We start from the raw sequence: 17,633 nt of genomic DNA, 5'->3' as shown, positions 1-17,633 counted from the left end.
AGATTATGAGAGTGTGGGCTGTATCGAATCAGAAAGGCGGCGTGGGCAAGACCACTTCCAGTATTGCCCTGGCAGGCCTGTTGGCCGATGCCGGCAAGCGCGTGGTGGTGGTCGACCTCGACCCCCATGGCTCGATGACCAGCTACTTCGGTCACGACCCGGACACCCTGGAGAACAGCAATTTCGACCTGTTCCAGCACCAGGGCAACGTGCCCCAGGGCCTGCCGAAGCAGTTGCTGCTGCCCACCAGCCACGAACAGATTTCTTTATTGCCGTCGAGCACCGCCCTGGCCACCCTGGAGCGTCAGTCGCCGGGGCAGAGCGGCCTGGGCCTGGTGATCGCCAAGAGCCTGGCGCAGCTGTGGCAGGACTTCGATTATGCAGTGATCGACAGCCCGCCCTTGCTCGGCGTGTTGATGGTCAATGCCCTGGCGGCCAGCCAGCAACTGGTGATTCCGGTGCAGACCGAGTTCCTGGCGGTCAAGGGCCTGGAGCGCATGGTCAACACCCTGACCATGATCAATCGCTCACGCAAGCAGGCGCTGCCTTACACCATCGTGCCGACGCTGTTCGACCGCCGCACCCAGGCTTCGCTGTCGACCCTGCGCCTGCTCAAGCAAAGCTACCCCGAGCAGCTCTGGCAGGCCTACATTCCCGTCGATACCCGCCTGCGTGACGCCAGCCGGGCAGGGCTGACGCCTTCGCAGTTCGATGGCAACAGCCGTGGCACCATCGCCTACCGGGCGCTGCTCAAGCATTTGCTGGCGCAGCAGCCCGCCTCCCAGGTGGCCTGATCATGGCGGCTGAATATTCTGCACGAACCGGCTCAAGTCTGCCGCCCCAGCGGCCGATAGCTCATACAGAACTCTTCTGCAGGTTGCCTTCATGAGTCGCTCCACTGCCACCGCAAATCGGCCCCAACTGGCGCTGCAGTCCTATCTCGATGGGCTGCTGCAGGACGCCGCCATCGAACTCGAGCAGACGCTCGAGGAAAGCACCCTGGATGACTTCGAGGCCGCAGTGCTCGAAGAGCAGGTGCGTGATGCGCAGCTGACGCCGCGCGCCGAAGCACCTGCGTTGAGCCTGGTTCAGCCCGCCGCCGCCGAAGTGCCGAGCGAGCCGCTGGCCGAAGTCGTTGCACCGCTCATCGTCGAGCCGATTCCCATGCCGCCGGTTGTCGAACCGGTCGCCGAGGTGCATCGCCCGGCGCCACAGATTTTCCTGACCCAGCCCGATGGGCGCCCCGCGTGGGCGGAAGAGCCCTTCGAATGCCTGTTGTTCGATGTCGCGGGCCTGACCCTTGCCGTGCCGTTGGTCTGCCTGGGCTCGATCTATCCGCTGGCCGGCCAGGAACTGACACCTTTGTTTGGCCAACCGGACTGGTTTTTGGGCATACTGCCATCACAGTCCGGCAACCTGAAGGTGCTCGACACCGCACGCTGGGTCATGCCGGATCGTTACCGGGATGATTTCAAGCAGGGGCTGCAGTACGTGATTTCCGTGCAGGGCTACGAGTGGGGGTTGGCCGTTCATCAGGTCAGCCGCTCGATTCGCCTCAATCCGGACGAGATCAAATGGCGCAGTCAGCGCTCGCAACGACCCTGGCTGGCCGGTACCGTGATCGAACACATGTGCGCGCTGCTGGATGTCGCCGCGTTGGCCGAGTTGATCGCCAGCGGTGCCGCCAAGCGCATGCGCAACGGACAGATACACTGATAACGTTCGTACGCGACAGCGTGCGATCACCTGAATAGCGGGACTCCCGCGCACCGCAACGCGCGGTCAATGACGAGGCTAGGCCATGAAGAAAAGCTCTGCACAAGGCGCTGAAGATCCGATCCTGCAGTGGGTCACGTTCCGTCTGGATAACGAAACCTACGGCATCAACGTGATGCAGGTACAGGAAGTGCTGCGTTACACCGAGATCGCCCCCGTACCGGGCGCGCCGAGCTACGTGCTGGGGATCATCAACCTGCGCGGCAACGTGGTCACCGTGATCGACACGCGCCAGCGTTTCGGCCTCGATTCGTCCGACGTGACCGACAACACCCGGATCGTCATCATCGAAGCGGACAAGCAGGTGGTGGGCATCCTGGTCGACAGCGTGGCCGAAGTGGTTTACCTGCGTCAGTCCGAAGTGGAAACCGCACCGAACGTCGGTAACGACGAGTCGGCCAAGTTCATCCAGGGCGTCTGCAACAAGAACGGCGAGCTGCTGATTCTGGTCGAGCTGGACAAGATGATGAGCGAGGAGGAGTGGTCGGAGCTGGAGAGCATCTGACGTGCTCGAGGCTGCTCTGATCGTTCTGGCGCTGGTCTGTGCCGGGCTGGTAGGCACCTGCGTGTGGCTCGCAGGGCGTCTGCGCCTGGCCAGCCAATTACAGGCCGAACGCGATGCCCAGCGTGACCAGCGCATCCGCGAGCTGGGCAAGCGCCTGGACACCTACCTGACCGGTAGCATCCGCATGGGCGAAGAACTGCACGAGCTGCGCCGTACCGTGGCGCCGTTGCCGGACAAGCTGACCCAGATCGAGCAGCGCGATCCCACCAGCCTGTCGTTCACGCAGGCTGCGAGGCTGGTCGGCATGGGCGCCAGCGCCGACGACCTCACCCAATCCTGCGGCCTCAGCAAGGCCGAAGCGGAACTAGTCGCCAAGCTGCATCAGGCGCGCCGCTCCTGAGCATTTTTCCCCGCGAATCTCGCTCCCGGGTATCGCTTCGCTCCACCCAGGCTACGTCCAGATCTGCAAATGACCAATGCAGTTCCCTGCCGGCGCGTTGCATACCCGTGGCCGGGCGTTGAGCGAAGCGATACTCCGGGCTGCGGTCGGCTGGTGATCTAGCGCTTAGGGTTGTTACCAGCAGGCCCTTCGAGCATCAGCGGCCCCTCCTTGGGCTTGCCGCGCGGGTCGAAGCCGGCCGGGAACTTGCCTTTCAGGTACCAGGCGAAGGCGATGATCTCCGCGATGCAGCGGTACAGCTGCTCGGGAATCGCCTCGCCGAGTTCCAGGCGCGCGAGCAGGCGCACCAGTTCGGCGTTTTCGTAGATCGGCACGTCGTGAGCGCGGGCGATGGCCAGTATCGCCTCGGCCAGCTCATCGTCGCCCTTGGCGCTGAGGTTGGGGGCATTCTGGCCGTCGTAGGTGAGGGCGATGGCCTGGCGGGTGGTCTTACTCATGCGGTTTCATCGACCCAGCGTTGTTCCAGGGAGGTTTTCGGGCCCTGTGGCGGCGTGCCCTGGCTGCACACCAGGTCACTCACCGTCAGGCCGGCGGCGACCAGGCGTTCGCGCAAGTTGCCCAGTTCGCGGTCGATCAGCCCGGCGGTGCTGGCACGCTCGGCCCACAGTTGGCTGGACAGGCTGCCATGGGCCAGCTGCGCCTGCACCTGCAGCGGCCCCAGGGGATCCAGGTCGAATGCCAGGTCGATACGCCACAGCGCTTCCTTGGGATCCTGCTTGCCGGACGGCGCCGGCTCCTCGTGCTGGATCTTCACCTGCAGCGGCACCAGTTCGTGCTGATTGCGCATCGGTAGCTCCATCTGCCAGGTGGTCAACAGCTGGCCCTCGGGGCCGACCTGGCTCTGTGAGAGGCTCGACAACTGGTGGGTCTGCAGGCGCGAGATGGCGGCGGCCGCGAGCTTGAGCAACGCTTCCAGGTCAGCCTCTTCATCCATCGATTGCAGCAGGCGGCTGGGCAGGGGGAAGCTCATCGCCTGCTGGCGGCCGCTGCTCTGGCCGATATTGCCCAGCACGTTGCGGGCGAAGGCCGGCAGCGCCTGGGTCATGGCATTGGCCGAAGCGGTCGCCGCCGCCAGGGGCGCGGCGCCGGGCAGCAAGGGCAGCAACTGGCTGACCAGGCGCAGCAGGTTGGCCTTCATGTCGGTGCCCAGGCCGCTGGTCTGGCCGGCCAGCAGTTTGCTCTCGAGAAACAGCCCGCTGTTTTCCAGTGCTTTCATCAGGCTCTTGCCATCGCTCAGCTGCTCGCCACTCGGCAAGCCGGCCAGCAGTTTGTCGATGCTGCCCTTCAAACCATCGGGCAGGCCACCCTGGCCGCCCATGCCCTTGAGCGCCGCCATCAGGCCTTCCAGCGAGCCTTGGCGGCTTTGCTGGTTGCCGAGCTGCTGGAGCAGGGCGAGCTGGTCGAGACGGCCACTGAGCGGCAGAAAGGCGAGGGACTGGTCACCCTGCACCCGCGCGCTGAGCAGGCTGCCCGGCGGCAGGTCGAGGCTGGTTTCCAGGCTCAGGGTCTTGCCGGCCAGCCCGGTGTTGAGCAGGTTGACCAGCACCTTGAAGACGGTGGTCTGCGCGACCTGCACGGGCATTGCCTCGCGCGAAAGCACCTTGCCTTGCAGCAGGGTGCCAACCGGCAACTGCTCGAGGTCGATGCTGGTCAGCGGTTTGTTGCCGCCGGCCAGTACGGCCAGCGCCAGGCGGGTATCGGAGAGTGCGGTGACGGCCAGCGCCGTGCCCTGGGCGAGCGGCTGCGGGCTGCTGGCCTGCAGGGTTGCCTGGCGGCCGCCGTCCAGGGTCACGCGCAGCATCAGCTGGAAGTTCTGTACGCCTTCCTTGACGCCAACCACCTCGGCCTTGGCGCTTTCCCCCGCTGCCATCAGGCCGTCGAGGGGCTTGAGCAGCTTTACCGCCAGGTCGGCGGCGCTAACTGCCGGTCTGTTGGCCGCCGGCTGGGGGGCAACAGGACGCGATCCACTGATCTCGGTCATTAAGTCTCATACTCTGGGCCCGATGCACACTGCGGGCGAGCAGGGCGGGCATGTATACTCGCGGCCAATCCGAACGTCCGCAAGAGTATAGCGGCCACAATCGTCTCGACTTGAACCAGGTGCCCGCGTTGTGAGCAGTCCCTTTCTCGAAGCCACCGCGCTGTCCTGCGAACGGGATTGGCGGCTGTTGTTCGAGAACCTCGACATCAGGCTGGACGCCGGGCAGATGCTGCAGGTGTCCGGCCCCAACGGCAGCGGCAAGACCAGCCTGCTGCGCGTGCTCGCCGGCCTCAGGCCACCGTCCAGCGGCACCGTCCATCTCAAGGGCCAACCCCTTGCCAGGCGCAGTGGCGAGCTCGCCGATGACCTGCTGTGGATCGGCCACGCCGCGGGGATCAAGGGACTGCTCAGCGCCGAAGAGAACCTCGCCTGGCTGTGCGCGCTGCATCGCCCGGCCAGCCGCGAGCAGATCTGGCAGGCCCTGGAGGCTGTCGGGCTGCGCGGTTTCGAGGATGTGCCCTGTCATACCCTGTCGGCCGGCCAGCAGCGTCGCGTGGCCTTGGCAAGGCTGTATCTGCACGGCCCACCGTTATGGATACTCGACGAGCCCTTCACTGCGCTGGACAAACAGGCGGTCGGTCAACTGGAAGATCATCTGGCCGCACACTGCCGAGAGGGCGGCCTGGTCGTGCTCACCACTCACCATTCCCTGCGCCGCGTACCGGATGGCTACCGGGATCTTGATCTGGGACAGCATGGCGCATGAATAGCCTGTTTATGCTGCTGGTCGTGCGCGAGGCGCGGCTGCTGTGTCGGCGCCCTGCAGAGCTGGCCAATCCACTGGTGTTCTTCGCTATCGTCATTGCCCTGTTTCCGCTGGCCGTCGGCCCGCAAACGCAGTTGCTGCAGAGCCTCTCACCCGGCCTGGTGTGGGTGGCGGCGCTGCTGGCGGTGCTGCTCTCGCTCGATGGCCTGTTTCGCAGCGACTTCGAAGACGGCTCCCTGGAGCAATGGCTACTTTCCTCGCACCCCTTGCCGGTGCTGGTGCTGGCCAAGGTCATGGCCCACTGGCTGTTTTCCGGCCTGGCCCTGGTGCTGCTGTCGCCCTTGCTGGCATTGATGCTCGGCCTGCCGGGGCGCTGCCTGCCGGTGCTTTTGGCGTCCCTGCTGCTGGGTACGCCAATCCTCAGTTTGCTCGGTGCCATTGGCGCGGCGCTTACGGTGGGCCTCAAGCGCGGCGGGCTGCTGTTGGCGCTGCTGATTCTGCCGTTGTACATCCCGGTGCTGATTCTCGGCAGCGGAGCCCTGCAGGCGAGCCTGCAAGGCTTGCCGGTGGCCGGGCATCTGCTCTGGCTGGCCAGCCTCGCCGCGCTGACGATAACCCTGACACCCTTCGCCATTGCCGCCGGCCTGAAAATCAGTGTCAGCGAATGATTGAACCGTGCAACCGGGGCTAGCCTCCCATTTCGGCGCTGACCTCGGAGACAGATGAGTAACCTGATGAACTGGACATGGTTTCACAAGCTGGGCTCGCCCAAATGGTTCTACGAAATCAGTGGCCGCTGGCTGCCCGGGCTGGCCATCGCCGCTGCGCTGTTGCTGCTTGTGGGCACCGTCTGGGGCCTGGCCTTCGCGCCGCCGGACTACCAGCAGGGGAACAGCTTCCGGATCATCTACATCCACGTACCGGCGGCATTCCTGGCCCAGTCGATCTACGTGATGCTGGCCGTGGCCGGGGTGGTCGGCCTGGTGTGGAAGATGAAACTGGCCGACGTGGCCCTGCAGCAGGCCGCCCCCGTCGGCGCCTGGATGACCGCCATCGCGTTGATCACCGGCGCCATCTGGGGCAAACCGACCTGGGGCACCTACTGGATCTGGGATGCGCGCCTGACCTCGATGCTGATCCTGCTGTTCCTGTATTTCGGCGTCATCGCCCTCGGCCAGGCGATCAGCAACCGCGACAGCGCTGCCAAGGCCTGCGCGGTACTGGCGGTGGTCGGGGTGATCAATATCCCGATCATCAAGTACTCGGTGCAGTGGTGGAACACCCTGCACCAGCCGGCCACCTTCAGCGTCATCGAAAAACCGGCGATGCCGGTGCAGATGTGGCTGCCGCTGCTGATCATGGTGCTGGGCTTCTACTGCTTCTTCGCCGCGGTGCTGCTGATGCGCATGCGCCTCGAAGTGTTGCGCCGGGAAGCGCGCAGCAGCTGGGTGAAAAATGAAATCCGCGGGCTGGTGGAGGGCAAACGATGAGTTTCGCGTCATTCGCCGACTTTCTCGCCATGGGCAACCACGGCGCTTACGTCTGGTCGGCCTACGGCATCTGCCTGGTGGTGCTGGTGCTCAATGTGCTGTTGCCGCTGCAGGCCAAACGCCGTTACCTGCAGGATGAGGCGCGCCGTATGCGCCGGGAGGAGTCACGTTGAACGCCGTTCGCAAGAAGCGCCTGTTTATCGTGCTGGCCATCGTTGCCGGCGTCGGTATCGCCGTGGCGCTGGCCCTCAGCGCCCTGCAGCAGAACATCAATCTGTTCTACACCCCCACCCAGATCGCCAACGGCGAGGCGCCGCTCGATACCCGCATTCGCGCCGGCGGTATGGTGGAAAAAGGCTCGGTGAAGCGCTCCAGTGATTCGCTGCAGACCGACTTCGTGGTCACCGACTACGTAGCGCGGGTGACCATTCGCTTCCATGGCATCCTGCCGGATCTGTTTCGCGAGGGGCAGGGCATCGTCGCCATGGGCAGGGTCGACGACGGCGGCATCCTGCAGGCCGACGAAGTGCTGGCCAAGCACGACGAGAACTACATGCCGCCCGAGGTCAAGCAGGCTTTGGAGCAGAGTGGCATGAGCAAGCAATACGAGAAAACCGGGGAGGCCGCGCGATGATTCCCGAACTCGGCCACCTGGCGATGATTCTGGCGCTGTGCCTGGCCCTGGTGCAGTCCACGTTGCCGTTGATGGGTGCCTGGCGCGGCGATCGCCAGTGGATGAGCCTGGCGCAACCGGCGGCCTGGGGACAGTTCGCCTTTCTGGTGTTCGCCTTCGCCTGCCTGACGTACTCCTTCATGGTCGATGACTTCTCCGTGGCCTACGTGGCGCAGAACTCCAACACCGCGCTGCCCTGGTACTACAAGTTCAGCGCGGTATGGGGCGCCCACGAAGGCTCGCTGCTGCTCTGGGCCTTGATTCTCGGCGGCTGGACCTTTGCCGTGGCGATCTTCTCGCGGCAGCTGCCCGAGGAGATGCTCGCCCGGGTGCTGGGGGTGATGGGCATCATCAGCGTCGGCTTCCTGCTGTTCCTGATCGTCACCTCCAACCCCTTCACCCGCCTGCTGCCCAACGTGCCGGCCGATGGTCGCGACCTCAACCCGCTGTTGCAGGATTTCGGCCTGATCATCCACCCGCCGATGCTGTACATGGGCTACGTGGGCTTCTCGGTGGCCTTCGCCTTCGCCATCGCCGCGCTGCTCGGCGGCAAGCTGGACGCCGCCTGGGCGCGCTGGTCACGACCCTGGACCATCGTCGCCTGGGCCTTTCTCGGCATCGGCATCGCCCTGGGCTCCTGGTGGGCGTATTACGAGCTGGGCTGGGGCGGCTGGTGGTTCTGGGATCCGGTGGAGAATGCCTCGTTCATGCCCTGGCTGGTCGGCACGGCGTTGATCCACTCGCTGGCCGTGACCGAAAAACGCGGCGTGTTCAAAAGCTGGACGGTGCTGCTGGCTATCGCCGCGTTCTCCCTCAGCCTGCTCGGTACCTTCCTGGTGCGCTCCGGCGTGCTGACCTCGGTACACGCCTTTGCCAGCGACCCGGAGCGCGGGGTGTTCATTCTCGCCTTCCTGCTGCTGGTGGTCGGCGGCTCGCTGACCCTGTTCGGCCTGCGTGCGCCGGTGGTGCGCAGCCAGGTCGGCTTTGGCCTGTGGTCGCGGGAAACCCTGCTGCTGGCCAACAACCTGATTCTGGTGGTGGCGGCTTCGATGATCCTGCTCGGCACCCTGTATCCGCTGGTGCTCGATGCCCTGAGCGGCGCCAAGCTGTCGGTCGGCCCGCCGTATTTCAACGCGCTGTTCGTGCCGCTGATGGGGCTGTTGATGGCCGTGCTCGCGGTTGGTGTGCTGGTGCGCTGGAAAGACACGCCGCTGCGCTGGCTGCTCGGTATGCTCGCACCGGTGCTGGTCGCCAGCGTGATGCTGGCATTGCTGGCCAGCCTGGCGTGGGGCGATTTCCATTGGGCGGTGCTTGGCGTCTGCCTGCTGGCCGCGTGGGTGGTTCTGGCCGGGCTGCGCGACATTCAGGACAAGACCCGCCACAAAGGCTTTTTCAAGGGCATGACCAGCCTGGGCCGCAGCTACTGGGGCATGCAGCTGGCGCACCTGGGCCTGGCGGTCTGCGCGTTGGGGGTAGTCCTCACCAGCCTTGGCAGCTTCGAGCGCGACCTGCGCATGGCGCCGGGCGAGGCGGTGGAACTGGGCGGCTACCGCTTCGTGTTCGAAGGGGCGGCGCATCATGAAGGGCCGAACTTCATCTCCGACCGCGGCACGGTGCGCATCTTCGACGGCGAGCGGCAGATCGCCGTGCTGCACCCGGAAAAACGCCTGTATACCGTGCAGCAATCGGTGATGACCGAAGCGGGTATCGACGCCGGGCTGACCCGCGACCTCTTCGTCGCCCTCGGCGAGCCGCTGGGGCAGGGCGCCTGGGCGGTACGCATCCATATCAAACCCTTCGTTCGCTGGATCTGGCTGGGCGCCCTGATGATGGGCTTCGGCGGCTTTCTCGCCGCTGCCGACAAGCGCTACCGGATCAAGGTCAAGACCCGCGTGCGTGACGCGCTTGGCCTGCAGGAGACACAGGCATGAGACGACTGATCCTGTTGCTACCGCTGGTGATCTTTCTCGGCGTGGCGGTATTTCTCTATCGCGGGTTGTTTCTCGACCCGTCCGAGCTGCCGTCGGCGCTGATAGACAAACCCTTTCCGGCATTCTCATTGCCGGCGGTGGAGGGCGATCAGTTGATCACCCAAGAAAACCTGCTGGGCAAGCCCTCGCTGGTCAACGTCTGGGCCACCTGGTGCGTGGCCTGCAAGGTCGAGCACCCGGTGCTCAACAAGTTGGCCGCCCTGGGCGTGACCATCCATGGCGTCAACTACAAGGACGACAACGCCGCCGCGCAGAAATGGCTGGGCGAATTCCACGACCCGTATCAGCTCAATATCAGCGACCCCAAGGGCACCCTGGGCCTCGACCTTGGCGTGTACGGCGCACCGGAAACCTTCTTCGTCGACGCCAAGGGCATCATCCGGCACAAGTTCGTCGGCGTGATCGACGAGGCGATCTGGCGCGAGAAGCTGGCGCCGCTGTACCAGCAGATGGTCGACGAGGCGGACCAATGATGCGCCTGCTGAGCGGCCTGGTTCTGCTGCTGGCGCTGGGTGGCGTTGCCCAGGCGGCCATCGATACCTACGAGTTCGCCAGCGAAGCCGAACGCGCCCGCTACCGCCAGCTCACCGAAGAGCTGCGTTGCCCGAAATGCCAGAACCAGAACATCGCCGATTCCGACGCGCCGATCGCCATGGACCTGCGCGCCGAGATCTACCGCAAGCTCGAGGCCGGCGAGAGCAACGCGCAGATCATCGATTACCTGGTCGCCCGCTATGGCGACTTCGTGCTCTACAAACCACCTGTCAGCGGTCGCACCCTGTTGCTCTGGTATGGCCCGGCGGCCTTGCTGGTCGGCGGCTTCGTGCTGCTTGGGGTGATCGTGCTGCGCCGTCGCAAGGGCGGCGGCGTGGCCGCTACTGGCCTGTCGAGCGATGAACAGCAACGTCTGGCGCAACTGCTCGAGCAGACGCCTGAGGATAAGAAGGCCCCATGATCGAATTCTGGTTGTCCGCCGGCCTGTTGTGTCTGCTCGCCGTGAGTTTTCTGCTTATCCCGTTGCTGCGCGGGCGCAAGGTACAGGCCGAGGAAGATCGTACTGCCCTCAACGTCACCCTCTATCAGGAGCGTTTGCGCGAGGTGGAGCAGCAGCACCTGGCCGGCACGCTGGATGCCACGCAACTGCAGACGGCGCGCGACGAAGCCGCCCGCGAGTTGCTGGCCGACACCGAAGGCAGCGAAGCCCGCCAGGGCCGTCGTCTCGGCCGCGCCGTGCCGCTGCTGGCGGTGGTGCTGATCCCAGTTTTGGCGGTGCTGCTGTACCAGCAATGGGGCGCTATCGACCAGGTCGAGCAGGCGCGCACCCTGGCGGCCGAGCCGCGCAGCATCGAGGAGATGACCACGCGCCTGGAGCAGGCCGTGCAGAACAATCCAGAGTCGGCCGAGGGTTGGTACTTTCTCGGCCGCAGCTACATGGCCCAGCAGCGCGCCGCCGATGCGGCGCGTGCCTTCGGGCAGGCGGTCAAGGTAGCCGGCCGTGAACCGGAGCTGCTCGGGCAATGGGCTCAGGCGCTGTATTTTGCCGCCGACAAACAGTGGAGCCCGCAGCTGGAGGCCCTGACCAGCGAAGCCTTGAAAGCGGACCCGGAGGAGGTGACCAGCCTGGGCCTGCTGGGCATCGCCGCCTATGAGGAGCAGCGTTTCGCCGATGCCATCGGCTACTGGGAGCGCCTGGTGGCCGTGCTGCCCGAGGGCGACCCCTCACGCCAGGCAATTGCCGGCGGTATCGAGCGCGCCCGCCAGGAGCTGGGCTCCCAGGGCGGTGAGGTCAGCACCGCTCAGCCGCAAGCGGCTGGCCTGCAGGTGCGCGTCGAGCTGGCGCCGGCGCTGCGTGGCAAGGTGCAGTCCGGCGATGCGGTGTTCGTCTTTGCCCGCGCCGCTTCCGGGCCGCCGATGCCGTTGGCGGTCAAGCGCCTGACCGTGGCCGAGCTGCCGGCCACGGTCAGCCTGTCCGACAGCGATGCGATGATGCCGCAACTGAAACTTTCCGCGTTCGACCAGGTTCAACTGGTAGCGCGCATTTCGCGCGCCGGCGATGCAAAGAGCGGCGAGTGGATCGGCCAGGGGCAACCGCTGGCCAGCAGCACCCAGGACGTGCAACGCCTTGTCATCGATAGCCCTGACGGCACACCACCATGAACAGACTGATTTCCGCTGCCGTGGCAGCCACTTTGTTGAGCCTTGCCGGCTGTACCTTGCACAGCCCGGCGCCCGGTAGCCCCGATGGCGGCCCATCGGGCTCCGCCGGTTCGCCGCCGGTGAGCAAATCCCACCCACGCTTCGCGCCGCCACCGGGCGTCTCCAGCCACTGGAATGGCACGCTGGGTGTCTACCAGATCGACTCCGAGCGCAACACCTACTACCGCGAGCGCACCTTCTACCGCTGGCAGGACGGCTGGAGCTGGGCCGGCACCCTGCAAGGCCCGTGGCAGCCGGTGGACAGCACCGGCGTGCCGCCAGCCCTGTATCGCCATCATGCGCAGTAGGGCGTCGCTACTCAAGTACGCAGCATCGCACCGATAAATCGAGCCGCCCTGGAGACCTTGTCCCAGGGCGGTTTGCTTTCTGCTGCCCATTTCGCGTGCTACTACGCCGTTTAGCTTCTGGGCGAGCGCACAGGCTTTGGCTGTTCGTCGTCTTGCGATTATCGAACCGCAGTTCGATAATCGCGCATACCCTCTGGACGAGTGACAGTGCCATGCCCGAATCCCGTTCCGTGCCCAGTTCCATGGCCCCGCCGATCATCGCCTCGCCGGCCAAGCGCATCGAAGCCTTTACCGGCGACCCCAATTTCATGACCTCGCTGGCCCGCGGCCTGGCGGTGATTCATGCCTTTCAGGAGCGCAAGCGCCACCTGACCATCGCCCAGATCAGCCACCGCACCGAGATCCCCCGGGCGGCGGTGCGCCGTTGCCTGCACACCCTGATGAAGCTCGGCTATGTGACCACCGATGGGCGGGTCTACTCGCTGCTGCCCAAGGTGCTGACCCTGGGCCACGCGTACCTGTCGTCCACGCCGATGGCCGTTACCGCGCAGCCGATTCTCGACCGTCTCAGCGAGCAGCTGCACGAGGCCTGTTCGATGGCCACGCTGGAGGGCGACGAGATTCTCTATATCGCGCGCTCGGCGACGCCGCAGCGGCTGATTTCGGTTGACCTGAGCGTGGGCAGCCGCCTGCCGGCGTATTGCACCTCGATGGGCCGTATCCTGCTGGCCGCGCTGGATGACGCGGCGCTGGACGATTACCTGAGCCACGCGGATCTGCAGGTGAAAACCAGCCGCACCCTGCATACCCCGCAAGACCTGCGCGCCAATATCGAAGAGATCCGCCGCCAGGGCTGGGTGATCATCGACCAGGAGCTGGAAGTCAGCCTGCGCTCCATTGCCGTGCCGCTCAAGGACTCCGCCGGCCAGGTGCTGGCGGCCCTCAACGTCGGCACCCACGTGGGCCGCGTGTCCCGCCAGGAGCTGGAGAACCGCTTCCTGCCGATCCTGCTGGAAGCCAGCCACGAACTGAGCAGCCGCCTGTTCCAGTAGCCATCCACCGCGTAGCCCGGGTCGAGCGCAGCGACACCCGGGGCCAGCGAATCTGCGCCATACCCACCCCGCGGTGCGCCCATTCAACAAGCTGATGATGGCTGGGAGGCGCCTGCGCCTTCGCTACACTCGGGCTGTCTTTCATTGGCCAGCAGGGCAGGTTGAGCATGAGCAATCGCATGATGATCACGGGGGCCGGATCCGGCTTGGGGCGCGAACTGGCACTGCGCTGGGCGCGCGAGGGCTGGCGCCTGGCGCTGTCGGACGTCAACGATGCAGGGCTGGCGGAAACCCTGCGCCTGGTGCGCGAGGCGGGCGGCGACGGTTTCACCCTGCGCTGCGACGTGCGTGACTACAGCCAGTTGACCGCCCTGGCGCAGGCCTGCGAAGAGAAGTTCGGCGGCATCGACATCATCATCAACAACGCCGGCGTGGCCTCGGGTGGCTTCTTTGCCGAGCTGTCGCTCGAGGACTGGGACTGGCAGTTGTCGATCAACCTGATGGGCGTGGTCAAGGGCTGCAAGGCGTTCCTGCCGCTGCTCGAACGCAGCCGTGGGCGCATCGTCAATATCGCCTCCATGGCGGCGCTGATGCAGGGCCCGGGCATGAGCAACTACAACGTCGCCAAGGCCGGTGTGGTGGCGCTGTCGGAAAGCTTACTGGCCGAGCTCAAGCCCCTGCAGGTCGGCGTGCACGTGGTGTGTCCGTCGTTCTTCCAGACCAACCTGCTTGATTCCTTCCGCGGGCCGACGCCAGCCATGAAGGCCCAGGTCGGCAAGTTGCTGGAAAGCTCGCCGATCAACGCCGAGTTCATTGCCGACTATATCTTCCAGGCGGTGGCCGCCGGCGAGTTCATGATCCTGCCCCACGAGCAGGGCCGCCAGGCCTGGGCGCTGAAGCAGAAGAACCCGCAGCTGCTGTATGACGAGATGACCCTGATGTGCGAGAAGATGCGCGCCAAGGCTGCCGGGCAACGCGAAGCGAAGACGCCTTGAACCTGTTCACCAGCTGATGCCGCGCGCGGCCGGAGCGCCTTGGCCTGAGCTACCACGCTGGAGCGTGGAAGCCATCGTGAAATCGACTGCAATAAGGCAGAAGCGGACGGTGGGCATGGTGCTTTTGTGGGAGAGGCTTTAGCCTCGAGTCTTTTTCAAGGCAAACAAAGAGCTCGGGGCTAAAGCCCCTCCCACGAGTTCGCGAACGGCCGCTTGCCCGGGCAAAGGCAACCGTCAACGATCCATTGTGGGAGCGCGCCATGCGCGCGAATCGCGGGCATGGCCCGCTCCCACAGGTACTGCACCGATGTCCGCTTCCGCCACGTTGCAGTCAAGCACGCGGTCACGCTTGCCCTAATCGAAACGCACGAGTAGGGTTGCCGCCTCGGCTAAACCTGGCCACCTGATCAGGAACTCGTGTGAAACCCGTCTCCCGCGCTTTGCTGCTGCTGGCCCTGGTGGTCGCTGCGGTGAACCTGCGACCCGGCATTACCTCGCTGGCGCCGCTTATCGAACGCATCGCTCAGGAACTGTCCCTGAGCCGCGGCTTTATCAGCCTGACCACCGCGCTGCCGGTGTTGTGCATGGGCCTGCTGGCGCCGCTCGCGCCCCGGCTGGCGGTGCGCCTTGGCCTGGAACGCACCATTACCCTGTGCCTGGGCGCCATTGCCGTGGCGCTGACGCTGCGCCTGGTTGGCCACTCCAGCACGATGCTGGTCGGCAGCGCGGTGCTGCTGGGTGCCGCCATCGCCATTGCCGGGCCTTTGCTGTCGGGCTTCATCAAGCGCCATTTCGCCGGGCGCATGGGCCAGGTGCTGGCCTGGTATTCGCTGAGCATGGCCGTTGGCGGCGCCATCGGCGTGGTATTGACCATGCCGGTTGCCCAGCTGTTTGGCGATGACTGGAGCTATGGCCTGGCCGTCTGGGCGCTGCCGGCGATATTGGCCGTGGTGATCTGGTGCTGTCTGCCCAAGCAGCACGCCGAACCACTGAGCAGCGAAGACGCTTCCGCCGGCTTGCCCTGGCGCGAAGGGCGGGCCTGGTTGATCAGTGCCTACTTCGCTCTGCAGGCCGGCCTGTTCTACGCCGTGGCGACCTGGACGGTGGCGCGCTACCAGGAGGCGGGCCTGTCGGCGATGCACAGCAACACGCTGTTCAGCCTGGCCATGCTGATGGGCTTGCCCAGTTCCTTCGTGCTGCCAATGCTGGTGCAGCGCATGAACCGCTACCTGCTGATGGTCGCCTGCGGCTCCCTGACCCTGGTCAGCCTGAGCATGATCACCTTCGTGCCCACCTTCATCCCGGAATTCTGGGCGTTGACCCTGGGTTTCGGCATGAGCGGCTCCTTCGCGCTGTCGTTGTTGCTGCCCATCTACGAGGCCGGCTCGCCCATGGCAGTCAGTCGCTGGACGGCGATGATGCTCGGCTCGGGCTACAGCGTGGCGTGCCTGAGCCCGGTGCTCAGCGGCCTGGCGCGGGATCTGTCGGGCACCTACCAGGTGCCGTTCATGGTGCTGACGGGCATGGCGGTGGTGATGGTGCTGCTGGCCTGGTCGATGCGCAAGGGCCCGCGCCGGCCTTCGGCGTGACTACCTGGTAGCCCGGGTAGAGTGCAGCTCAACCCGGAAGCATGGCTAACCCGTGAATCCGGGCGATTGAATGATCTCCATCACCGTCCTGACCGACCGTTCTGCCCGCAGCATTCCCCTGCATCGCGGGCTGTGATAGAAGGCTGCCAGTTTTTAGCGGAGTGCCCCCGTGGAATCGGAATCCATCGTCTACGGCAACATTCGTGACTGGCCGTCGGACAGCCCGGCGGAGAGCCGCTTGCGGCGCCTGCTCAACAAGCAGGTACTCGACGCCTTGCCGAGCGGCGACGCCTGGCCGTTTCTGGGGCGCGAGATGTTTTCGTGCTGCCAGCAACCGGGCAGTGGCCTGTACCAGACCCAGGTGATCCACTTCGGGGCCAGTTACCAGACCATCGAATACGAGTGGAAACTGTGGGTCGCCGAGTTCGAGGCGCTGCTCAAGCGCCTGTACTGGGCCAGTGCCGTGGTGCACCTGGAAACCGAGCTGAGCGGTACCCACACCTTTCGCTGGGAAGCGGAGTCGGAGAATGGCCTGCACAGCCCGCAGGACGGCGCATTACGTGTGCGCTGTGCCTGGGAGCGGGAAGGGGGATTGCGTGGATAGGGCGTTGAGCAAACCACTCGGCGCGGGTCGCGGCTCATACATACTCGCGGGTGCGCCGCCAGCTGCGTAGGGCGGACCGGGATGCCGGCCACTCGTAGCGAAGCGAACAGTTTGCCTGTCGGAGGCGGCGACCTACCCGCAAAAGCATGCTGCCAGCCTCGCGGCGTACTGCCTTCGGCGAATACGCCCAGCAGTCAGTACAAAATGACGCGCAATCAATGACAAACCACGGCTAACTAGCCCTCATCCTGGTCCAGCCACTCCTTCGGTACGTCGCGCTTGAGCGCCAGTTGGCATTGCTGGCTTTCCGGGTCGAACACGATTACCGCTTCGCCCTTGTCGAGCGCCCGGCGTACGCGAGCAACCCGCGTTTCCAGCGGTGTTTCGTCGCCATTGTCGGTGCCGTCGCGGGTGACGAAGTCTTCGATCAGGCGGGTGAGGGTATCTGCTTCGAGCAGAGTGGCGGGGATCAGCACGGTTTTCTCCTGAGGCGCTGGCGGTCTCTAACCATCGAGTGCGTGGATTTGCTTGGACGGCGCCCGCGGGCATTTGATCACCTTTCGTGCCTCGTGCCTGCCGGTATCGAGGGCGAATCAGCACGTTTGCCAACAATGCTGCACAGTCAACGACTTACATTCACATAGCGGAATCAGCGGCAATCGATTCAAGACGCCAAGCACATTTTCGAAGCTGGTGATTTTTTAGGCTGTTCAAAAGCTGATCAGCGTGCTACAACCTTCCCATCGAGTGACATAGCCGCTTGAAAACGAAGGGAAAAGTATGACCAAGTCGGAGTTGATCGAAAGAATCGTCACCCACCAAGGGCAGCTTTCAAACAAAGATGTCGAGCTGGCCATCAAGACCATGCTGGAACAGATGTCCCAGGCGCTGGCGACTGGCGATCGCATCGAGATCCGTGGCTTCGGCAGTTTCTCCCTTCATTACCGCGCCCCGCGGGTGGGCCGTAACCCCAAGACGGGCCAGTCAGTGCGTCTGGATGGCAAGTTCGTCCCGCACTTCAAGCCGGGCAAGGAGTTGCGTGATCGGGTGAACGACGAGGACGAGTGATTCTCCTGGCTTGTGCTGACATCCGCATCAGTTGCCCTTTGAGCACCCGGCGCCATGCGAATGGCATTGGCGCGCAATCCTCAGCCTGCAATAGGCCGCGGTGAAATTACCGATTTTTTCCTTCAAGTAGTTATTTTGAGCATGTAAGGCATTTGGGTCTCTGTCTCTACGTAACAGAT

General features: G+C 64.8%; 22 protein-coding genes. 19 read left to right on the top strand and 3 right to left on the bottom strand.

The window, feature by feature from the left end; translation table 11 throughout:
- Positions 1-5 precede the first annotated feature (5 nt).
- The 4 genes from QYS36_RS12660 (at position 6) to QYS36_RS12645 (ending at position 2,681) form a co-directional block, all read left to right on the top strand.
- Positions 6-794, top strand: coding sequence for a ParA family protein (locus tag QYS36_RS12660; RefSeq protein ID WP_308839815.1), 789 nt, complete (start codon positions 6-8; stop codon positions 792-794).
- Positions 795-885: 91 nt separating this feature from the next.
- A complete protein-coding gene (locus QYS36_RS12655) occupies positions 886-1,716 on the top strand; it encodes a chemotaxis protein CheW (protein WP_308839814.1) in 831 nt (276 codons plus the stop codon).
- Between the two features lie 85 nt (positions 1,717-1,801).
- Positions 1,802-2,281: a chemotaxis protein CheW gene (locus QYS36_RS12650; protein ID WP_111463615.1), complete on the top strand. Its 480-nt coding sequence runs from the start codon at positions 1,802-1,804 to the stop codon at positions 2,279-2,281.
- A 1-nt stretch (position 2,282) separates the two neighbouring features.
- Positions 2,283-2,681, top strand: a complete 399-nt coding sequence (locus QYS36_RS12645) for a DUF2802 domain-containing protein (protein WP_027911376.1) — start codon at positions 2,283-2,285, stop codon at positions 2,679-2,681.
- A gap of 158 nt (positions 2,682-2,839) precedes the next feature.
- Here the strand turns inward: QYS36_RS12645 and QYS36_RS12640 are convergent, their stop codons facing one another.
- Complete coding sequence (locus QYS36_RS12640; protein WP_308839813.1) at positions 2,840-3,178, bottom strand: EscU/YscU/HrcU family type III secretion system export apparatus switch protein; 339 nt, start codon at positions 3,176-3,178, stop codon at positions 2,840-2,842.
- Positions 3,175-4,722: a flagellar hook-length control protein FliK gene (locus QYS36_RS12635; RefSeq protein WP_308839812.1), complete on the bottom strand. Its 1,548-nt coding sequence runs from the start codon at positions 4,720-4,722 to the stop codon at positions 3,175-3,177. Before QYS36_RS12635 ends, QYS36_RS12640 begins: the two co-directional genes overlap by 4 nt.
- 130 nt (positions 4,723-4,852) lie before the next feature.
- Here QYS36_RS12635 and ccmA point away from each other — a divergent pair, with 130 nt between their 5' ends.
- From ccmA to QYS36_RS12565, 14 genes are all read left to right on the top strand, one after another.
- The gene (gene ccmA / locus QYS36_RS12630; protein ID WP_308839811.1) at positions 4,853-5,488 is read left to right on the top strand and encodes a cytochrome c biogenesis heme-transporting ATPase CcmA; all 636 of its coding nucleotides are present in this window, start codon (positions 4,853-4,855) and stop codon (positions 5,486-5,488) included.
- Positions 5,485-6,156, top strand: coding sequence for a heme exporter protein CcmB (ccmB, locus tag QYS36_RS12625; protein WP_308839810.1), 672 nt, complete (start codon positions 5,485-5,487; stop codon positions 6,154-6,156). Before ccmA ends, ccmB begins: the two co-directional genes overlap by 4 nt.
- Positions 6,157-6,219: 63 nt before the next feature.
- The gene (locus QYS36_RS12620) at positions 6,220-6,978 is read left to right on the top strand and encodes a heme ABC transporter permease (RefSeq protein WP_308839964.1); all 759 of its coding nucleotides are present in this window, start codon (positions 6,220-6,222) and stop codon (positions 6,976-6,978) included.
- Positions 6,975-7,151, top strand: a complete 177-nt coding sequence (gene ccmD / locus QYS36_RS12615) for a heme exporter protein CcmD (RefSeq protein WP_027911382.1) — start codon at positions 6,975-6,977, stop codon at positions 7,149-7,151. Before QYS36_RS12620 ends, ccmD begins: the two co-directional genes overlap by 4 nt.
- Positions 7,148-7,612: a cytochrome c maturation protein CcmE gene (gene ccmE / locus QYS36_RS12610; protein WP_308839809.1), complete on the top strand. Its 465-nt coding sequence runs from the start codon at positions 7,148-7,150 to the stop codon at positions 7,610-7,612. The genes ccmD and ccmE overlap by 4 nt, the downstream gene beginning before the upstream one ends.
- Positions 7,609-9,582: a heme lyase CcmF/NrfE family subunit gene (locus tag QYS36_RS12605; protein ID WP_308839808.1), complete on the top strand. Its 1,974-nt coding sequence runs from the start codon at positions 7,609-7,611 to the stop codon at positions 9,580-9,582. Before ccmE ends, QYS36_RS12605 begins: the two co-directional genes overlap by 4 nt.
- Positions 9,579-10,115 carry a DsbE family thiol:disulfide interchange protein gene (locus QYS36_RS12600; RefSeq protein WP_308839807.1) on the top strand — a complete coding sequence of 179 codons (537 nt, stop codon included), beginning with the start codon at positions 9,579-9,581 and terminating at the stop codon, positions 10,113-10,115. The genes QYS36_RS12605 and QYS36_RS12600 overlap by 4 nt, the downstream gene beginning before the upstream one ends.
- Complete coding sequence (locus QYS36_RS12595) at positions 10,112-10,597, top strand: cytochrome c-type biogenesis protein CcmH (RefSeq protein ID WP_308839806.1); 486 nt, start codon at positions 10,112-10,114, stop codon at positions 10,595-10,597. Before QYS36_RS12600 ends, QYS36_RS12595 begins: the two co-directional genes overlap by 4 nt.
- Complete coding sequence (gene ccmI / locus QYS36_RS12590) at positions 10,594-11,799, top strand: c-type cytochrome biogenesis protein CcmI (protein ID WP_308839805.1); 1,206 nt, start codon at positions 10,594-10,596, stop codon at positions 11,797-11,799. Before QYS36_RS12595 ends, ccmI begins: the two co-directional genes overlap by 4 nt.
- The gene (locus QYS36_RS12585; RefSeq protein WP_308839804.1) at positions 11,796-12,146 is read left to right on the top strand and encodes a hypothetical protein; all 351 of its coding nucleotides are present in this window, start codon (positions 11,796-11,798) and stop codon (positions 12,144-12,146) included. The genes ccmI and QYS36_RS12585 overlap by 4 nt, the downstream gene beginning before the upstream one ends.
- 212 nt (positions 12,147-12,358) lie before the next feature.
- Positions 12,359-13,198 (top strand): IclR family transcriptional regulator C-terminal domain-containing protein, encoded by an 840-nt coding sequence (locus tag QYS36_RS12580; RefSeq protein WP_308839803.1) that lies wholly within the window; start codon positions 12,359-12,361, stop codon positions 13,196-13,198.
- A 167-nt stretch (positions 13,199-13,365) separates the two neighbouring features.
- Positions 13,366-14,193: an SDR family oxidoreductase gene (locus QYS36_RS12575; RefSeq protein ID WP_308839802.1), complete on the top strand. Its 828-nt coding sequence runs from the start codon at positions 13,366-13,368 to the stop codon at positions 14,191-14,193.
- 419 nt (positions 14,194-14,612) lie between these two features.
- A complete protein-coding gene (locus QYS36_RS12570; RefSeq protein ID WP_308839801.1) occupies positions 14,613-15,782 on the top strand; it encodes an MFS transporter in 1,170 nt (389 codons plus the stop codon).
- A 169-nt stretch (positions 15,783-15,951) separates the two neighbouring features.
- A complete protein-coding gene (locus tag QYS36_RS12565; RefSeq protein WP_308839800.1) occupies positions 15,952-16,386 on the top strand; it encodes a hypothetical protein in 435 nt (144 codons plus the stop codon).
- A gap of 236 nt (positions 16,387-16,622) precedes the next feature.
- On the opposite strand, the gene QYS36_RS12560 is transcribed toward QYS36_RS12565, so the two are convergent.
- On the bottom strand, positions 16,623-16,862 hold the full coding sequence (locus tag QYS36_RS12560; RefSeq protein ID WP_308839799.1) for a YheU family protein: 240 nt from the start codon (positions 16,860-16,862) through the stop codon (positions 16,623-16,625).
- Between the two features lie 304 nt (positions 16,863-17,166).
- On the opposite strand from QYS36_RS12560, the gene ihfB reads away from it, so the two are divergent.
- Positions 17,167-17,454 carry an integration host factor subunit beta gene (gene ihfB, locus QYS36_RS12555; RefSeq protein ID WP_070886319.1) on the top strand — a complete coding sequence of 96 codons (288 nt, stop codon included), beginning with the start codon at positions 17,167-17,169 and terminating at the stop codon, positions 17,452-17,454.
- Positions 17,455-17,633: the final 179 nt, after the last annotated feature.

It is taken from the genome of Pseudomonas sp. G34, assembly GCF_031119625.1.
Classification (GTDB): Bacteria; Pseudomonadota; Gammaproteobacteria; order Pseudomonadales; family Pseudomonadaceae; genus Aquipseudomonas.
This window is presented reverse-complemented; position numbering and strand designations above follow the sequence as displayed.